This window comes from Escherichia sp. E2661, assembly GCF_004745185.1.
GTDB lineage: Bacteria > Pseudomonadota > Gammaproteobacteria > Enterobacterales > Enterobacteriaceae > Escherichia.
On the sequence record NZ_PDIG01000019.1, the window covers coordinates 67,428 to 85,060 of the forward strand.

Here is a 17,633-nt window from a genome sequence, read left to right on the forward strand (position 1 = left end):
TGTGACGCGGATTTGCCGTATGACTCAGACACCTTCGTTGGCGGCCATCCATAATCCATAGAGATTGGCCAGCAAATACCCTTCTTCACACGGGTTAATTTCCAGCGCGAATTCCTTCAATAGCACCTGATGCAATTGCACAATCGCTGGCCAGTATGTGGATTGCGCCAGTTCCGCCAGTAATTCGTCATCCAGCGGCAGTATGTGTTCGCCCCGACGACTGCGCATCAGCGCACTCGCCATATGCGTCATCGCCATCGTTCCCTGCTCGCTGCGTATGGGAAGATGGCATTCTGTTTCCAGTACTTTGACGACCTGCATCATGCCTTTGCAGATGTCCTTATCAATGACTCCTGCCTCGCAAAGCAGGTTGAGTCTGTTTTCCATTTAAGACGCCTTTCGCTTAATAACTGGGTTCAAGTTCCCCACTGACGACTCGCTGTTGATGAGCAAGCAGGGCATGTTTATCAACAACCGCACGTAGCAATTGTTGCATCGGGTAATCATCGGCTCGCGTTAGCACCACGGCTTCAGTGGCCTGTAAAAATAGCGGATCGTTCGTCAGCGGCGTCGCTTCTAATCCCAGCATGGCCAGTTCGCTTTCCGCCACCGCGTTCCAGATAACCGCATCGACATCGCCTTTAACAATGCGTTGTAAACTCTCGTGATATGAGAGGTCGACGCGCTCCACATCGCTATTACCAAAAAAGACATCGGTCATGATTTTCTGATCCGCCGAGCGGTTATCCAGCCCCACGCGTTTCACGTTGCCGGACGCCCCTTTACGGCAAATCAGCTGGTGCTCGCCAACGTAGGTATGCGGCCCCAACTCCAGCGCGAGGCATAACCCTTTTTGCGTGAGATAACTTTCTGCCGCCAGGCGGGACACTACCGCCATGTCATACACGCCGTTAAGCAAACACTCCACGCGAATATCCGCGCCACGCATATGCGCATAGTAAAAAGGAATGCCATCAAACTGGGCTTTCAATCCGCTCGCCAGTCCTTCGTACAAACGGGTATAGGGCAAGGGCATCGCACATACCACGTTGTTGATATCCACATGAGTCAGCAGGGCTTTATTATCCATCTCAACCAGATAGCTGCCATTGCGCCCACGGCGTTCAATTCTTATCGCGCCGCTTGATTCCAGCGTTTTTAGCGCGGCCTGTGTCAGACCAACCGATGAATGGCACTCAGTTGCCAGTTCATCTATTGTTTTCAATCGATTACCGCACTTTTCACCTAACAGATAACGAGCCAGAGTCGTGATGACGACGCCTTCTTTTTTGATAAACGTTCGACGCATAGTATATTTTCAATAAAGTGAATATTTATATCTTCATTAAAATGAAGATAAGTGGCAACCAAGAGATGTGGAAACGGCGAGGCACTTCACATTTTTTCGGGTTGTTGCGAAAAGAGGATAAAAAAACCGGGGTTCCCCGGTTTCAGAGTGATGATAAAAGCAAAATTGCCTGATGCGCTACGCTTATCAGGCCTACATTTCCTTGCAATATGTGCATTACTTTGTAGGCCGGATAAGGCGTTCACGCCGCATCCGGCATGAACAAAGCGCAATTTGCCAGCAATAGTGAATTACGGCTTCGCCACAAAACCAATCGCTTCATACACCGCTTTCAGCGTACGGGAAGCGTGCGCGCTGGCTTTTTCTGCGCCGTCTTTCATCACCTGTTGCAGGAAGGCTTCGTCATTGCGGAAACGGTGATAGCGTTCCTGCAATTCAGTCAGCATACCGGAAACGGCATCAGCCACTTCGCCTTTCAGATGACCATACATCTTGCCTTCGAACTGTTTTTCCAGTTCCGGGATGCTCTTGCCAGTAACTGCAGAAAGGATATCCAGCAGGTTGGAAACGCCCGCTTTGTTCTGCACATCGTAGCGAACTACCGGTGGCTCGTCGGAGTCAGTAACCGCACGTTTGATTTTCTTCACTACCGATTTCGGATCTTCCAGCAGGCCGATAACGTTATTGCGGTTATCGTCAGACTTGGACATCTTCTTGGTCGGCTCCAGCAGCGACATTACACGCGCGCCAGATTTTGGAATAAACGGCTCCGGCACCTTAAAGATATCGCCGTACAGCGCGTTGAAACGCTGGGCGATATCGCGGCTCAGTTCGAGGTGCTGTTTCTGGTCTTCACCCACCGGCACCAGATTAGTTTGATACAGCAGGATGTCCGCAGCCATCAGCACCGGATAGTCAAACAGACCAGCGTTGATGTTCTCGGCATAACGCGCAGATTTATCTTTAAACTGGGTCATGCGGCTCAGTTCGCCGAAGTAGGTATAGCAGTTCAGTGCCCAGCCTAACTGCGCATGTTCCGGTACGTGGGACTGAACAAAAATGGTGCTTTTCTCAGGATCGATGCCACAAGCCAGATACAAGGCCAGCGTATCCAGCGTCGCTTTACGCAGCTTCTGTGCATCCTGGCGCACGGTGATCGCGTGTTGGTCAACGATACAGTAAATGCAATGGTAGTCATCCTGCATGTTTACCCACTGACGCAGCGCACCCATGTAGTTACCAATGGTCAATTCACCTGAGGGCTGTGCGCCACTAAAAACGATGGGCTTAGTCATTTTTCGATTCCTGATTTTCGCTATGCGGAAGCCCTAATGCGGGCAGAAGGTCATTTATAGAGTGATAAATTACATCAGGCTGGCTGAGATCGATAGCCTCGCCGTAGTTATATCCGTAGGTTAAGCCAACTGATGGGCAACTTGCCGCTTTTGCCGCCTGAATATCATTGCGTGAGTCGCCAACAAACAGCATCTGTTGTGGGGCAATTCCCATCCGCTCAGCCACCAGTAACAGCGGGTCCGGATGCGGTTTTTTGTTTTGCACATCATCACCACCAATCACCACGCTGAAGTATTTGGCGATATCTAAGGCTTCGAGCAGCGGCGCAACGAACGGCGTCGGTTTGTTGGTAACCAGGCCTAGCGGCAGGCCTTTAGCCTGCAACGCGCCCAGCGTATCGGCAACGTGCGGGAACAAAAACGTCCCCTCTTCGGCAACTTCGCCATAGTAGCGATCGAACAGTTTACGCAGAATACGTACCTGTTCTTCTGCCGGAATGTCGTCATCAACGGGCGGTTTCCCCATTGTTTTACGCAGAGTCGCACGTTCCTGACGCGCCCAGGTCAATGCGCGCTCCATCAGAACATCTGCACCGTTACCAATCCAGGTAATAACGCGTTCTTCACCTGCAACAGGCAACTCCAGCGCATACAGCGCCATATCTACCGCAGCAGCAAGACCAGGAGCACTGTCCACCAGCGTACCGTCGAGATCAAAAGCGACGCCGCGAATATCTTCAAACTTATTCATGACTTACCTTTGCCAGTTCACTGCGCATTTCATCAATGACTTTTTTGTAGTCTGGCTGGTCGAAGATTGCCGAACCGGCGACGAACATATCCGCTCCCGCCGCAGCGATTTCGCCAATGTTGTTCACCTTCACGCCACCGTCCACTTCCAGACGGATATCAAAGCCCGACTCATCGATGCGGCGGCGCACTTCGCGCAGTTTATCTAATGTTTGCGGAATGAAAGACTGACCGCCGAAACCAGGGTTGACGGACATCAGCAGGATCACATCCAGCTTGTCCATTACGTAATCCAGATAGCTCAATGGTGTCGCCGGGTTAAATACCAGCCCCGCCTTACAGCCATTTTCTTTAATCAGTTGCAGCGTGCGGTCAACATGCTCGGAGGCTTCTGGATGAAAGGTAATGATGCTGGCGCCAGCAGCAGCGAAATCCGGCACAATACGATCGACCGGTTTCACCATCAGATGCACGTCGATAGGGGCGGTAATGCCGTAGTTACGCAAGGATTTCAGCACCATTGGCCCAATTGTCAGGTTGGGAACATAGTGGTTATCCATGACGTCAAAATGCACGACATCAGCGCCAGCTGCCAGGGCCTTTGCGGTATCTTCACCCAGGCGGGCAAAATCAGCCGACAGAATTGAGGGGGCAATCAAATACTGTTTCATCCGCTTCTCCTTGAGAATTATTTTTTCGCGGGTGAAACGACTCCTGGTTTGTACAAAGCCAGCAGTTCGTCCACCTTTTTACGTGTGCCGCCGTTGCTGCTTATACTGCGTCGAACTTTGACGACATGCAATTTTGCGCGCTGATACCACTCACGCGTTAACATCGTATCGTGATTGGAGATCAGCACAGGAATATGGCGATCAACCAGACCTTCTGCGATCTCCGCCAGATGGGCTTGTTGTTCAAGCGTAAAACTGTTTGTGTGATACGCCGTGAAGTTAGCGGTCGCAGAAAGCGGCGCATAAGGCGGATCGCAATAGACGACGGATGCATCATCTGCGCGCGCCATGCTGTCGGCGTAAGACTCACAATAGAAAAAGGCATTCTGCGCTTTTTCGGCAAAATGATACAACTCAGCTTCCGGGAAATAGGGCTTTTTATAACGGCCAAACGGCACATTAAATTCACCGCGCAGATTGTAACGGCACAAACCGTTGTAACCGTAGCGGTTCAAATATAAAAACAGTACTGCCCGACGCAAGGGATCCTGGCTTTTGTTGAACTCTTCGCGGAACTGATAGTAGACCTCGGCGCAATTTGTTTCGGGAACAAACAGCTCGCGGGCAGCCTGCACATACTCTTCGGTACGCGTCTTTACAATGTTGTAGAGACTAATCAGATCGCTGTTGATATCAGCAAGAATATAACGAGAAAAGTCGGTGTTAAGAAACACCGACCCGGCACCAACAAAAGGCTCAACCAGACATTCGCCCTTAGGCAAATGCCGTTTAATATCATCAAGCAAGGGATATTTGCCCCCTGCCCACTTCAAAAAAGCGCGATTTTTCTTCATGCTGACTAACTAATTACACCTTCTCCGGCTGTGGAGAAAGCTCCGACAGCATCCAGCGCTTCAGGCAGTTCCCGCAACGGTTATCCATTGCGGGAAATAGCTTGATTACTTCAGATCGGCCTGTACCTGACGCAGCGGTTTCGCCCAAGGATTTTTGGCCTGGACATCGGCTGGCAATGTAGATACCGCTTTTTTCGCTTCTTCTTTCGAAGCGTACACGCCAGAAACCAGGACATACCACGGCTGACCATTACGCGTCGTTTCATAGACAACGTAGTTTTCAGGTTCTCTTTCTTCGCCCAACCGTTCAGGTTGTCGTAGTTAGAGGAACTGCTCAACTGCAGAGTGTAATGGCTTGACGGTGCCGATTTCAACGAACCAACATTACCCGCGCTCTTCGCCCCAGCAGCTGGTGTTGTTGTGGTTTGCGCCGGAGATGCCGTTTGTGCCCGCTCCGTGCTGACAGTCGCATTCGGCGCTGGCGTTGCCGCTGGCGTAGAAGTCGCAGCCGGTGCCTTCGAGCTCGCCACTGGCGCTGCTGGTTCGGTACGCTTCGGTTGCTGTGCTACCGGCTTCGGTTCGGTTTTCACCGTTGCTTGCGGTTTTTTCGGTTCAATCACTGCCTGCTGACGCGGCGGACGCGTGGTGGTCGGACGTTCAGCGGTTTGCGTTTTTGCCGTGTCACGCGATGCATTGCCATTGCGTACTGGCGCAACCGTTGCGGGTTCGGTCGGCAATGTCGAATTTACCGCCACATTGTTCAGCTGTTGCTGATTTTGCGGCTGGGTCAGGGCATTGTTCAGATCACCCTGTACTTCAACACGCTGTTGACCATCCGTTGCCGCCGGGGTCTGCCCCTGGGTCGGCGTAGAAGAAATCGGCGGCAGAGAAACATCCTGCTGAGTATTTTCCGCAGACGTGGTTCCCGGTGCTGGCTGCACGCCATTCGCCTGATCGGTCGCATTGCCAGCAAGATCAATACTCTTCTCGCCAGACGCAGTTTGATCGCTGGAAGAGGTCGAGGGGGCTTTTAACGCAGAACCGATACCGATGATCAACAGCAACAGAACCAGAATACCGACGCCCATCATCATATACTGACGAGAAGCAGGTTTGCTGGCTGCTTTTTTGCGCTTACGCGGACGACGCTCTACGCGCTCTTCATCCACCGTTTCATCTTCGGATTCGTCATATTCTTGTTCGATTTCCGGTTCTTCATTGCGCTCTTTTTGCGCACGAGTCGGACGGCGATCGTCAGTTTCATCAAGTTCAATATCATCAAAATTGATTTGCGGTTCGCCACGTTCAGTACGTTCAGAACGCTCAGAAGATTGACGAGAACGACCAGTACGACGATCGCTGGGATCGGGTTTCAGCTCGTCTTCTGGTTTGAATTCATCCATTTAACACCCCACTAAAAGGTTAATGCTTACCACGTTGCAATTAACCTGAAGCTAATAAACCGCCGGATAAGCGGCCTGACCTTTCTTGTTGTTACGCTAACTGACAATCAGCAATGGCGTTAAGAACGATATCGTGCGAAACACCGCCGCGAACTTCGCTCTTACCAATTGCCAGCGGAAGAATTAAGCGCATTTCTCCCGCAAGAACTTTCTTGTCACGCAGCATATGCGGTAAATATGCCTGCGCGGACATTTCGCGCGGCCCATTGACCGGTAACCCAGCCCGCGTGAGCAGGGTAATAATACGCTGCGTTTCGGCAGAACTGAACTGCCCGAGACGTTCCGATGTGCGCGCCGCCATTACCATACCCGCAGCAACCGCTTCACCGTGTAGCCAATTACCATAGCCCATTTCAGCTTCAATGGCATGACCAAAGGTATGTCCAAGATTGAGTAAAGCACGTAAGCCTGCTTCACGCTCGTCGGCGGCGACAACTTCTGCTTTCAGCTCACAGCAGCGGCGAATACAGTACGCCATTGCAGGGCCATCCAGACGAAGCAGCGCGTCGAGATTCTCTTCCAGCCAGTGGAAAAACTCACCGTCAAGAATAATGCCGTATTTGATGACTTCCGCTAGCCCCGAAGCCAACTCACGCTGAGGAAGCGTTTTCAGACAATCGAGATCTACCACCACCGATGCAGGTTGGTAAAACGCGCCAATCATGTTTTTACCGAGGGGATGGTTTACCGCGGTTTTGCCGCCAACGGAGGAGTCAACCTGCGACAATAACGTCGTTGGGACTTGAATGAAGCGAACGCCGCGCTGATAGCTCGCCGCCGCGAAACCGGTAAGATCACCCACCACGCCGCCGCCCAGTGCAACCAGTGTAGTATCGCGGCCATGCGGCTTTTGCAACAACGCTGTAAAGACGGTGTCGAGTACTGCCAGGCTTTTATACTGCTCGCCGTCAGGGAGGATAACGCTATCGACGTTAACACCCGCCTGTTCAAGTACGCCGCGGACCTTATCGAGATACAGAGGAGCCAGGGTTTCGTTGGTGACCAACATCACCTGCTCGCCCGATTTCAGCGGTAAGAATGAAGCTGGTTCGTTAAACAAACCAGATGCGATGGTAATTGGGTAACTACGTTCCCCGAGAGTGACGACTATCCTCTCCATAACGCGACATCCACCTTAATTACTGTACCCGCAGACGAGTGTATTTAAAGCCAGAATTAGTTGCTTTCCAGCATGTTAATAATCTGGTTTGCGACCACTTTAGCGCTTTGGTCATCAGTACGAATGGTCACGTCGGCAATCTCTTCATACAGCGGATTGCGTTCATTGGCCAACGCTTCCAGAACTTCACGTGGCGGTGTTTCAACGTGCAGCAACGGGCGTTTTTTTATCACGCTGCGTGCGTGCAAGTTGCTTTTCGATGGTCGTTTCAAGATAAACGACAACGCCACGAGCGGAAAGACGGTTACGCGTTTCGCGGGATTTCACAGAGCCGCCGCCAGTAGCCAGCACAATACCCTGCTTCTCGGTCAATTCATTGATGACCTTTTCTTCGCGATCGCGGAAGCCTTCTTCGCCTTCTAAATCGAAAACCCAGCCCACATCAGCTCCGGTTCGTTTCTCAATCTCTTGATCGGAATCGTAAAATTCCATATTGAGTTGTTGAGCTAACTGGCGCCCAATAGTGCTTTTTCCGGCACCCATAGGCCCAACCAGAAAGATATTGCGTTTCTCTGCCATTTTTTCGGTACTACTAAGACTATTCGTTAATGATAAACCCGCTTCGCTCAGAGAGCGCAGCAGGACATGAACTGAAACCTCATAAGATATTGCGAGAGTCAGACTGAAAATTATCTCAATACTCCAGCAGGTTTGGCAACTGAATAAATCGCCCATCCCTCTGCATATCTGGTCGCTGCAGGCATGCTGCCTTGCTATCACCGCTTTGGCGATAAATCACCGGGTAAGATTAGCGTAAAAAAGACAGCAAAATGCCGCCTGAATGATAAATCATCATCATAAAACGCAGGCAGCTAAGAGCACCAACTCTCAAATCGGTACTCCTTGTATGCTAAATACCTGCGCGCGTCAAATAGATGAAACACGTTCAACGTAAAAACATCACCGCTTTTGCGGCGGTTTACTCACTGGAAACCAGTCGTGGCGTGATAAACACCACTAACTCACGTCGTTCATCTTCTTTTCCATCATGACGAAATAATTGCCCGAACCAGGGAATGTCACCCAACAACGGTACGCTATCCTGACCCGATTTATTTTTACGGGTAAAAATGCCGCCCAGCGCCAACGTTTCTCCGCTTTTGACCTCGACTTGCGTTTCGATCTCCTGCTTATCAATTGCCAGCACTTCGCCATCGGCTTGTTGAAGGACCTGCCCCGGAACGTTCTGGCTGATGTGTAATTTCAGCCGGATGCGACCTTTTTGTAACACCGTGGGCGTGACCTCCATTCCCAGTACCGCCTCTTTAAACTCCACCGATGTTGCACCACTTTCACCACTGGAAACCTGATACGGAATTTCGCTTCCCTGTTTAATGCTGGCAGGCTGGAGATGCGAAGCCAGTAAACGTGGGCTAGCGATAATATCCAGTTGCTGTTTTTGTTCGAGTGCGGAAAGCTCCAGATCCAGCAAACGTCCGTTGATCCGCCCAATGTTAAAACCGATATGCGTCGTCGCCGTCGCCACCGCGAGATCGCTACCGAGCGTAGTTACTTGCCCAACGCCGCCAGCGTGTTGCGCATCGGCCAGCGTCCATTTCACGCCTAACTCACGCAAACTTTTTTCATTAATGGTGACAATATGCGCCGACAGTTCAACCTGGCCTACCGGCAAATCCATTTGCATGACCCACTGTTCCAGTGCAGTTAACGCCGCCTGGTTATCGCGCAGCAAAAGGCGATTGGTGCGTTTATCAACGGTCATGCTGCCTTTGGCGCTAAGTAGCTTCTCCCCCGCTTTCGCCAACTCTCCAGCATCGGCGTATTGCAGGGTAATGCTGCGATTTTCCAGCGGCAGGTTTGCCTGCGCCCGTGCCTTCTCTGCCTCCTGGCGGGCGATATTTTCATTTTGCCAGGCAATGGAATGCACTGAGAGAATGTTGCCCTCCTGGCGCGTTATCAGCCCGGCGCTTTTCACTACGGTTTGTAGCGCCTGCTTCCAGGGAACATCCGTTAAATGTAGCGATACCGTACCGCTGACGTCTGGCGACACCACCAGGTTTAGCTTCTCCTGTTCGGCCAGCGCCTGCAAAACCTGAGCAACCGGAACGTCATCCACCATCAGCGTGACTTTTTGCGGCTTTGCCGCCTGCACGATGGGCATCATCATCAACAGTAGTGCGGCTATCCATTGCTTCATTTGTATCTCCTTGCCGTTGCCACAACCACTGTGGCGGTTCGCAGTTTGTCCCGGTTCCCAGCGTTAGTGTGTCTGGCGTCAGCTGTAAGATCGTCCAGCCGTTTTCCAGCACATCGTTTTGCTGCACCCGTCGCCATTTCTTTTGCCCATCTTTTATTACGCCGATAACGCGCTCGCCTCTTCCTACCATCCCCTGATAGCGCCACTGGGTAAGTTCGCTAATCCGGCATAAATCTTCCGGTGGTTTAAACGGGTCGCGCATGCCGGTTAATAGCCATAATGCAACACCAGCCAGCAGCCAACGTTTAGCCATCATTCGCCCCCTCCAGTTGTAACGTGAACAAGAGTTCATTACCTTCCACGCTTAACGAAAAACGACTTACGCTGACGTTGCGCTCTGCCAGTCGTGTAAATGCCGACGGCACCGCTTCCCAGAGCGTTTTCAACGTCAGCTCGCCTCCCTGGGCTGACGGATGCCAGTAAACCAGTTGCGCGCCAGGCAACTGAAAATCCAGCGGCGAAAAGGGCAACGTCTTTTCTTCGCGGATGGGTGTGGTGTCTACCAGGCGATGCAGTGCAGCCCACTGCTGGTGATTACTTGCCCGCAGTCGAATTAATGCGTCGCTCTCTTCCTGATGAGCCAATGAAAGAACGATGATTGTGAACAACACCAGCAACCAGACTGCCCAGCCAAACTGACGGGTACGAGGAGATGTGGCAAACCACCAGTCAAAGAGCGAGTTCATCACTAACCTTCCTTGTTAACTGATACGCAAATTGCCAGCGCCCTTGTGCATCCTGCTGCGTGGCCCCTCGCTGGTTGAGCTGAAAAAAGGCATCCTCACGGAGTGACTTCTCCAACACATTTAGTGCGGTGATGTTCGACGTAAGTCCTTTGACTTCCAGCGTTCCCTGCTGCCAGCTCAGCGTGGTCAGCCAGGCTTTTTCTGGTAAAAGCATCGCCAGCGCTTCCAGCGCTGGTTGCCAGTCGCGGGTAAATTGTCGCTGACGCTGACGTCGCAAATGCTGTTCGCGTAACTGTTGGCGTTCCAGCAAACGTGGCTTAGTGACCTGTAAGCTACGGGCGAGTTGTTGTTCTCCCTCGAGCAAAATGGCGTCTACGCGTGCTTCGGCGTTATATGCCAGACGCTGCATTAGCGTTATCCCTACGGTCAGCAGCAGAGGGGCAACAAACATCTGCAACCAGAAGCGAAAAAAGGCCGCACGGCGTTGCTGTCGCCAGGGCAAAAAATTGATTGGTGGGTTCATTAGCGACTCTCCCCAAGCGCCAACCCCAGCGCAATGGCGAAGTCTCCACCTGGTGGCGGTAGCGGCGGCTGACGAACAGAAACCGCCTCCCAGGGGTCAAATCCGCCTTCGCCGCATATTGCGATACTGTCGGGGTCCACGGATAACATCGCTGCAAGGTCATTCGCGCTTGTCATCCCCACCACCAGCTTGCGCCCCCAGTTATAACGCGTCGCCCACAACCACTGTTCGTGGTCACACCAGGCCAGACATTGCTTGTGAGGGGGTAAAAAAGGCAGAAACCGTTGTAAAGCGCAGGCATCTGGGGTAATCGCGCTAACGTGAACACGCAATCTTTCTGCCAGGGTAAGTAACGTTGCCAACTCTTTGCTTTGCGCGGCGGTCACGTTATAGGCCGGGCTTAGTGAATCTTCGCTATAATCGAAGCGCAGAGAGTCCGGTTCCATATCCAGCTCGCGTGCCATTGTGCCTGCCAGCCATGCCGTTTGCTCTCGCTCACCGAGAGACATCGCTGGGCGTGGAAATGCCCTCTGTAACGTTCGACCAGCAGGAAATGCCAGCATAATGTGATGTCGATGCGGCAGTTCACGACTCCACGGTAACAACGTTTTTGCCAGCCGCTCTGTATCGAGAATGCGTCCATCTTTGATAATGTCTGTCGCCAGCGGCAAACGCCACCAACGTTGCAAAAAACATTCTTTTGCACCACGCACGATAGCAACCGCCACCGCTTCTTGCTGTTGTAAATGCAACCCAATTTGCCAGTTCTTAAATGCCATTGTGATGATCTCCTTATCACCCGTCACTCTGACGGGTATATCAATGCGTCTGGCTTGCCTTTATACTACCGCGCGTTTGTTTATAAACTGCCCAAATGAAACCAAATCGGAAATTTCCAGTGAAGTTCGTAAAGTATTTATTGATCCTTGCAGTCTGTTGCATTCTGCTGGGAGCAGGCTCGATTTATGGCCTCTACCGCTACATCGAGCCACAACTGCCGGATGTGGCGACATTAAAAGATGTTCGCCTACAAATTCCGATGCAGATTTACAGCGCCGATGGCGAGCTAATTGCGCAATATGGTGAAAAGCGTCGTATTCCGGTTACGTTGGATCAAATCCCGCCGGAAATGGTGAAAGCCTTTATCGCGACGGAGGACAGCCGCTTTTATGAGCATCACGGCGTTGACCCGGTGGGGATCTTCCGTGCGGCAAGTGTGGCGTTGTTCTCTGGTCACGCGTCACAAGGGGCGAGTACCATTACCCAGCAACTGGCGAGAAACTTCTTCCTCAGTCCGGAACGCACGCTGATGCGTAAGATTAAGGAAGTCTTCCTCGCGATTCGTATTGAACAGTTGCTGACTAAAGACGAGATCCTCGAGCTTTATCTGAACAAGATTTACCTCGGTTACCGTGCCTATGGTGTCGGTGCTGCGGCACAAGTCTATTTCGGTAAAACGGTCGACCAACTGACGCTGAACGAAATGGCGGTGATTGCCGGGCTGCCAAAAGCCCCATCCACTTTCAACCCGCTCTACTCAATGGATCGCGCCGTCGCGCGGCGTAACGTTGTGCTGTCACGTATGTTGAGCGAAGGGTATATCACCCAGCAGCAATACGATCAGACGCGTAGTGAGCCGATTAACGCCAATTATCACGCGCCGGAAATTGCGTTCTCGGCGCCGTATCTCACCGAAATGGTGCGTCAGGAGATGTATAGCCGTTACGGCGAAAGCGCTTATGAAGACGGTTATCGCATTTACACCACCATTACCCGCAAAGTTCAGCAGGCCGCGCAGCAAGCGGTGCGTAACAACGTGCTGGACTACGACATGCGTCACGGTTATCGCGGCCCGGCTAATGTGCTGTGGAAAGTGGGTGAGACGGCGTGGGACACCAAAAAGATAACCAATACTCTGAAAGCGTTGCCGACTTACGGTCCGCTGCTGCCTGCCGCAATTACCAGCACCAATCCGCAGGAAGCGACAGCGATGCTGGCTGACGGAACGTCCGTAACGTTGCGTATGGAAGGCGTTCGCTGGGCGCGTCCTTACCGTTCAGACACTCAACAGGGACCGACGCCGCGTAAAGTGACTGATGTGGTGCAAACGGGTCAGCAAATCTGGGTTCGCCAGGTTGGCGATGCCTGGTGGCTGGCGCAGGTGCCAGAGGTGAACTCGGCGCTTGTGTCGATCAATCCGCAAAACGGTGCAGTCATGGCGCTGGTGGGTGGCTTTGACTTCAACCAGAGCAAGTTCAACCGCGCAACTCAGGCGCTGCGTCAGGTGGGTTCGAATATCAAACCGTTCCTCTACACCGCAGCAATGGATAAAGGTCTGACGCTGGCAAGTATGCTGAACGATGTGCCGATTTCCCGCTGGGACGCCGGTGCTGGTTCTGACTGGGAGCCGAAAAACTCACCGCCGCAATATGCCGGTCCAATCCGTTTACGTCAGGGACTGGGCCAGTCGAAGAACGTAGTGATGGTGCGTGCAATGCGGGCTATGGGCGTTGACTACGCTGCAGAGTATCTGCAACGCTTCGGCTTCCCGGCGCAAAACATTGTTCATACCGAATCGCTGGCGCTGGGTTCCGCGTCCTTCACGCCGCTGCAGGTGGCGCGCGGCTACGCAGTAATGGCGAATGGTGGCTTCCTGGTGGATCCGTGGTTTATCAGCAAAATTGAAAACGACCAGGGCGGCGTGATTTTCGAAGCGAAACCGAAAGTAGCTTGCCCGGAATGCGATATCCCGGTGATTTACGGCGATACGCAAAAATCGAACGTGCTGGAAAATAACGACGTTGAAGACGTGGCTATCTCCCGCGAGCAGCAAAATGTTTCGGTGCCGATGCCGCAACTGGAGCAAGCTAATCAGACATTAGTCGCGAAGACCGGCGCGCAGGAGTATGCACCGCACGTTATCAGCACTCCGCTGGCATTCCTGATTAAGAGCGCACTGAACACCAATATCTTTGGTGAACCAGGCTGGCAAGGTACTGGCTGGCGCGCAGGTCGTGATTTGCAACGTCATGATATCGGCGGGAAAACCGGGACCACCAACAGCTCGAAGGATGCATGGTTCTCGGGTTACGGACCAGGCGTAGTAACCTCAGTATGGATTGGCTTTGACGATCACCGTCGTAATCTCGGTCATACCACGGCTTCAGGGGCAATTAAAGATCAGATCTCTGGTTATGAAGGTGGTGCTAAAAGCGCGCAGCCTGCATGGGACGCTTATATGAAAGCCGTTCTGGAAGGCGTACCGGAACAACCGCTGACGCCGCCGCCGGGTATTGTGACGGTGAATATCGATCGCAGCACTGGGCAACTGGCCAGCGGCGGCAACAGCCGCGAAGAGTACTTCATTGAAGGTACACAGCCTACACAGCAGGCGGTGCGCGAGGTGGGAACGACCATTATCGATAATGGTGAGGCACAGGAATTGTTCTGATTAAAAAGGCGCTTCGGCGCCTTTTCAGTTTGCTGGCAAAGTGCGCGTTGTTCATGCCGGATGCGGCATGAACGCCTTAGCCGGCATGCAACACATTGAAAATTCAATACATTGCAGGAATCCCGTAGGCCTGATAAGCATGGCGCATCAGGCAAGCTCTACATATTTACAACCGCCCCTGCCCCTTCAACCACTCACGTACCAGAAACAGCGCACTGACATTGCGCGCTTCATTGAAGTCAGGATCTTCAAGCAAATCCATCATATGCGCCAGCGGCCAGCGAACCTGCGGTAGCGGCTCTGGCTCATCGCCTTCCAGCGATTCCGGGTAGAGATCCTGCGCTACCACAATATTCATTTTGCTGGAAAAGTAAGACGGCGCCATGCTGAGTTTCTTCAAAAAAGTTAGATCGTTCGCACCAAATCCCACTTCTTCTTTTAGCTCGCGGTTAGCTGCTTCGTAGACGCTTTCACCGGGATCAATCAGCCCTTTCGAAAACCCTAACTCGTAGGATTCAGTTCCCACCGCGTACTCACGAATCAGGATCAGATGGTCGTCCACAATAGGCACAATCATCACCGCTTCCCTGTTGGTTGGACGCATTCGTTCATAAACACGCCGCACGCCATTGCTGAACTCCAGATCCACGCTTTCGACGGTAAACAGTCGGGAACGGGCTACAGTTTCAACATTCAGAATGGTGGGTTTTTGTAATGATTTTCTCATTGTGGAATCTTTGCAGTGAAATCAGTATTTATTGTGCGATATCGGACACCGTTTCGGCAATGTGAATTGCATGTTATTTACATTTATGCAACCTGATAAATAATCGTTCTCAAATCAAATTAAAAGTCAATAGGTTGAAATAACTCCAGGAATTTGCTGATATTCCGCCCTCAGAGGGTTTGCTATGATCAGCGGTTACTGGGATGCGCTTAATGATGCTCAAGTTCAACTCCACGCTTGCCGATAGCCAACCGCAGAATCCTATATTGTGTCCAGGGTGCGAATAATCACGCCTGACAAATTAAGTAAGATGGGGAAAGCATGAGCACCATTGTGATTTTTTTAGCTGCTTTGCTGGCCTGCTCACTACTTGCGGGATGGCTGATAAAACCCGCACCAGGCGGCGACAATTGCCCTGGGCTAACGCCTTCGCTGATGCGCAAACGCGCAAACTCACTCCGGAAGAACGTAGCGCTGTTGAAAATTATCTCGAGAGCCTGACGCAGATTTTGCAGGTTCCCGGCCCGACGGGTGCCAGCACGGCGCCTGTCTCTCTGACGCTGAACGCCGAAAGCAATAATGTGATGATGCTGACGCACGCTATCACACGTTATGGCATCTCTACCGACGATCCCAATAAATGGCGCTACTACCTTGACTCGGTAGAAGTCCACCTGCCGCCTTTCTGGGAGCAGTACATCAACGACGAAAACACCGTTGAACTGATTTATACCGACTCACTCCCATTAGTCATTTCACTCAACGGCCATACGCTGCAAGAGTATATGCAGGAGACTCGCGGTTACACGTTACAACCTATTCCATCAACGCAGGCATCGATTCGCGGTGAAGAGAGCGAACAAATTGAGTTGCTCAACATTCGCCAGGAAACGCACGAAGAGTATGCACTTAGCCGCCCACGAGGATTGCGGGAAGCGCTGCTGATTGTCGCCTCATTCCTGATGTTCTATTTCTGCCTGGTGACCCCAGATGTATTTGTCCCGTGGTTGGTTGGCGGCGCGCTACTGCTGTTGGGCGCGGGCCTGTGGGGATTATATGCGCCACCTGCCAAATCTTCCCTAAGGGAAATCCACTGCCTGCGCGGGACACCGCGTCGCTGGGGGCTGTTTGGTGAAAACTCTCAGGAACAGATTAACAATATTTCGCTTGGTATTATCGATCTGGTCTACCCCGCGCACTGGCAACCTTACATTGCCCAGGATCTCGGACAACAAACCGATATCGATATCTACCTCGACCGTCACGTCGTGCGCCAGGGGCGCTATCTTTCGCTGCATGACGAAGTAAAAAACTTCCCGTTGCAGCACTGGCTACGCAGCACGGTTATCGCAGCCGGTTCGCTGATTGTCTTGTTTATGCTGCTGTTCTGGATCCCACTGGATATGCCGCTGAAATTCACTCTCTCGTGGATGAAAGGCGCGCAGACTATTGAGGCCACCAGTGTTAAACAACTCGCGGACGCTGGCGTACGCGTAGGCGATACCTTACGTCTAAGTGGTACAGGCATGTGTAATATCCGCACTTCCGGCACCTGGAGCGCGAAAACCAATTCACCGTTTTTGCCGTTTGACTGCTCGCAAATCATCTGGAATGACGCCCGTTCATTGCCATTACCGGAATCGGAACTGGTTAACAAAGCTACGGCGTTGACCGAAGCAGTAAACCGTCAACTGCACCCTAAACCAGAAGATGAATCACGCGTCAGTGCCTCATTACGTTCTGCGATTCAGAAATCCGGCATGGTTTTGCTTGATGACTTTGGCGACATCGTGCTGAAGACAGCAGATCTCTGTGCAGCCAAAGATGATTGTGTGCGCTTAAAAAAACGCCCTGGTGAATCTTGGCAACAGTAAGGACTGGGACGCACTGGTGAAACGCGCCAACGCAGGAAAACTTGATGGTGTGAATGTATTACTCCGCCCGGTGAGCGCAGAATCGCTGGATAATCTGGTGGCGACTTCCACCGCACCGTTTATCACTCATGAAACGGCGCGAGCGGCACAATCACTGAATAGCCCAGCGCCTGGCGGCTTCCTGATTGTCAGCGACGAAGGCAGCGATTTTGTCGATCAACCGTGGCCAGCAGCCTCACTTTATGACTACCCGGCGCAAGAACAATGGAACGCTTTCCAGAAGCTGGCGCAAATGTTGATGCATACACCGTTTAACGCCGAGGGGATCGTCACCAATATTTTCACCGATGCCAACGGCACGCAGCATATCAGCTTGCACCCTATTCCGGACCGTTCTGGCCTGTGGCGCTATCTCGGCACCACATTACTGCTACTGACGATGTTCGGCTGTGCCATCTATAATGGCGTGCAGGCCTGGCGTCGTTACCAGCGTCATCGCACCCGCATGATGGAGATTAAGGAATATTACGAAAGCTGCCTGAATCCGACGCTGCTCACGTCTTCAGAAAGCCTCATCGAATAACACGTTTGCGCGGCAGGTTATGCTACCCTGTCGCGCAAATTGCTTCACT

General features: G+C 52.2%; 14 protein-coding genes and 3 pseudogenes. 2 read left to right on the forward strand and 15 right to left on the reverse strand.

The genetic code is table 11. The features are described from left to right. Positions 1 to 24: 24 nt before the first annotated feature. From CRI63_RS09930 to hofM, 14 genes and pseudogenes are all read right to left on the reverse strand, one after another. Positions 25 to 387 (reverse strand): PRD domain-containing protein, encoded by a 363-nt coding sequence (locus CRI63_RS09930; protein WP_130208951.1) that lies wholly within the window; start codon positions 385 to 387, stop codon positions 25 to 27. A 16-nt stretch (positions 388 to 403) separates the two neighbouring features. Next, positions 404 to 1,309, reverse strand: coding sequence for a GntR family transcriptional regulator YhfZ (yhfZ, locus tag CRI63_RS09935; RefSeq protein ID WP_130221399.1), 906 nt, complete (start codon positions 1,307 to 1,309; stop codon positions 404 to 406). Positions 1,310 to 1,599: 290 nt separating this feature from the next. Continuing rightward, entirely contained in the window at positions 1,600 to 2,604 is a 1,005-nt protein-coding gene (gene trpS, locus CRI63_RS09940; protein WP_130208955.1) for a tryptophan--tRNA ligase, read from the reverse strand. Continuing rightward, on the reverse strand, positions 2,597 to 3,355 hold the full coding sequence (gph, locus tag CRI63_RS09945) for a phosphoglycolate phosphatase (RefSeq protein WP_135519409.1): 759 nt from the start codon (positions 3,353 to 3,355) through the stop codon (positions 2,597 to 2,599). Before gph ends, trpS begins: the two co-directional genes overlap by 8 nt. Continuing rightward, positions 3,348 to 4,025: a ribulose-phosphate 3-epimerase gene (gene rpe / locus CRI63_RS09950; RefSeq protein WP_000816280.1), complete on the reverse strand. Its 678-nt coding sequence runs from the start codon at positions 4,023 to 4,025 to the stop codon at positions 3,348 to 3,350. Before rpe ends, gph begins: the two co-directional genes overlap by 8 nt. A 17-nt stretch (positions 4,026 to 4,042) precedes the next feature. Next, positions 4,043 to 4,879: an adenine-specific DNA-methyltransferase gene (dam, locus tag CRI63_RS09955; RefSeq protein ID WP_130217642.1), complete on the reverse strand. Its 837-nt coding sequence runs from the start codon at positions 4,877 to 4,879 to the stop codon at positions 4,043 to 4,045. A gap of 105 nt (positions 4,880 to 4,984) precedes the next feature. After that, positions 4,985 to 6,282, reverse strand: a pseudogene (damX, locus tag CRI63_RS09960) (cell division protein DamX). Positions 6,283 to 6,373: 91 nt separating this feature from the next. Further along, positions 6,374 to 7,462: a 3-dehydroquinate synthase gene (gene aroB / locus CRI63_RS09965; protein ID WP_130208963.1), complete on the reverse strand. Its 1,089-nt coding sequence runs from the start codon at positions 7,460 to 7,462 to the stop codon at positions 6,374 to 6,376. A gap of 56 nt (positions 7,463 to 7,518) precedes the next feature. Then, a pseudogene (gene aroK / locus CRI63_RS09970) lies at positions 7,519 to 8,041 on the reverse strand (shikimate kinase AroK). A gap of 400 nt (positions 8,042 to 8,441) precedes the next feature. After that, positions 8,442 to 9,680, reverse strand: a complete 1,239-nt coding sequence (hofQ, locus tag CRI63_RS09975; RefSeq protein WP_135519411.1) for a DNA uptake porin HofQ — start codon at positions 9,678 to 9,680, stop codon at positions 8,442 to 8,444. Beyond that, complete coding sequence (locus CRI63_RS09980) at positions 9,592 to 9,996, reverse strand: DUF2531 family protein (protein WP_130221396.1); 405 nt, start codon at positions 9,994 to 9,996, stop codon at positions 9,592 to 9,594. Before CRI63_RS09980 ends, hofQ begins: the two co-directional genes overlap by 89 nt. Then, positions 9,986 to 10,426 carry a DNA utilization protein HofO gene (locus CRI63_RS09985; protein WP_135519413.1) on the reverse strand — a complete coding sequence of 147 codons (441 nt, stop codon included), beginning with the start codon at positions 10,424 to 10,426 and terminating at the stop codon, positions 9,986 to 9,988. The genes CRI63_RS09980 and CRI63_RS09985 overlap by 11 nt, the downstream gene beginning before the upstream one ends. Next, positions 10,410 to 10,949: a PilN domain-containing protein gene (locus CRI63_RS09990; protein WP_135519415.1), complete on the reverse strand. Its 540-nt coding sequence runs from the start codon at positions 10,947 to 10,949 to the stop codon at positions 10,410 to 10,412. Before CRI63_RS09990 ends, CRI63_RS09985 begins: the two co-directional genes overlap by 17 nt. After that, the gene (hofM, locus tag CRI63_RS09995; RefSeq protein ID WP_130217654.1) at positions 10,949 to 11,728 is read right to left on the reverse strand and encodes a DNA utilization protein HofM; all 780 of its coding nucleotides are present in this window, start codon (positions 11,726 to 11,728) and stop codon (positions 10,949 to 10,951) included. The genes CRI63_RS09990 and hofM overlap by 1 nt, the downstream gene beginning before the upstream one ends. 119 nt (positions 11,729 to 11,847) lie before the next feature. Here hofM and mrcA point away from each other — a divergent pair, with 119 nt between their 5' ends. Beyond that, positions 11,848 to 14,400: a peptidoglycan glycosyltransferase/peptidoglycan DD-transpeptidase MrcA gene (gene mrcA, locus CRI63_RS10000; RefSeq protein WP_135519417.1), complete on the forward strand. Its 2,553-nt coding sequence runs from the start codon at positions 11,848 to 11,850 to the stop codon at positions 14,398 to 14,400. A gap of 166 nt (positions 14,401 to 14,566) precedes the next feature. On the opposite strand, the gene nudE is transcribed toward mrcA, so the two are convergent. Further along, positions 14,567 to 15,127 carry an ADP compounds hydrolase NudE gene (gene nudE / locus CRI63_RS10005; RefSeq protein WP_126511443.1) on the reverse strand — a complete coding sequence of 187 codons (561 nt, stop codon included), beginning with the start codon at positions 15,125 to 15,127 and terminating at the stop codon, positions 14,567 to 14,569. 321 nt (positions 15,128 to 15,448) lie between these two features. Between nudE and igaA the strand changes: the two are divergent. After that, positions 15,449 to 17,584: pseudogene (igaA, locus tag CRI63_RS10010) on the forward strand (intracellular growth attenuator protein IgaA). The last annotated feature ends 49 nt before the right edge of the window (positions 17,585 to 17,633 follow it).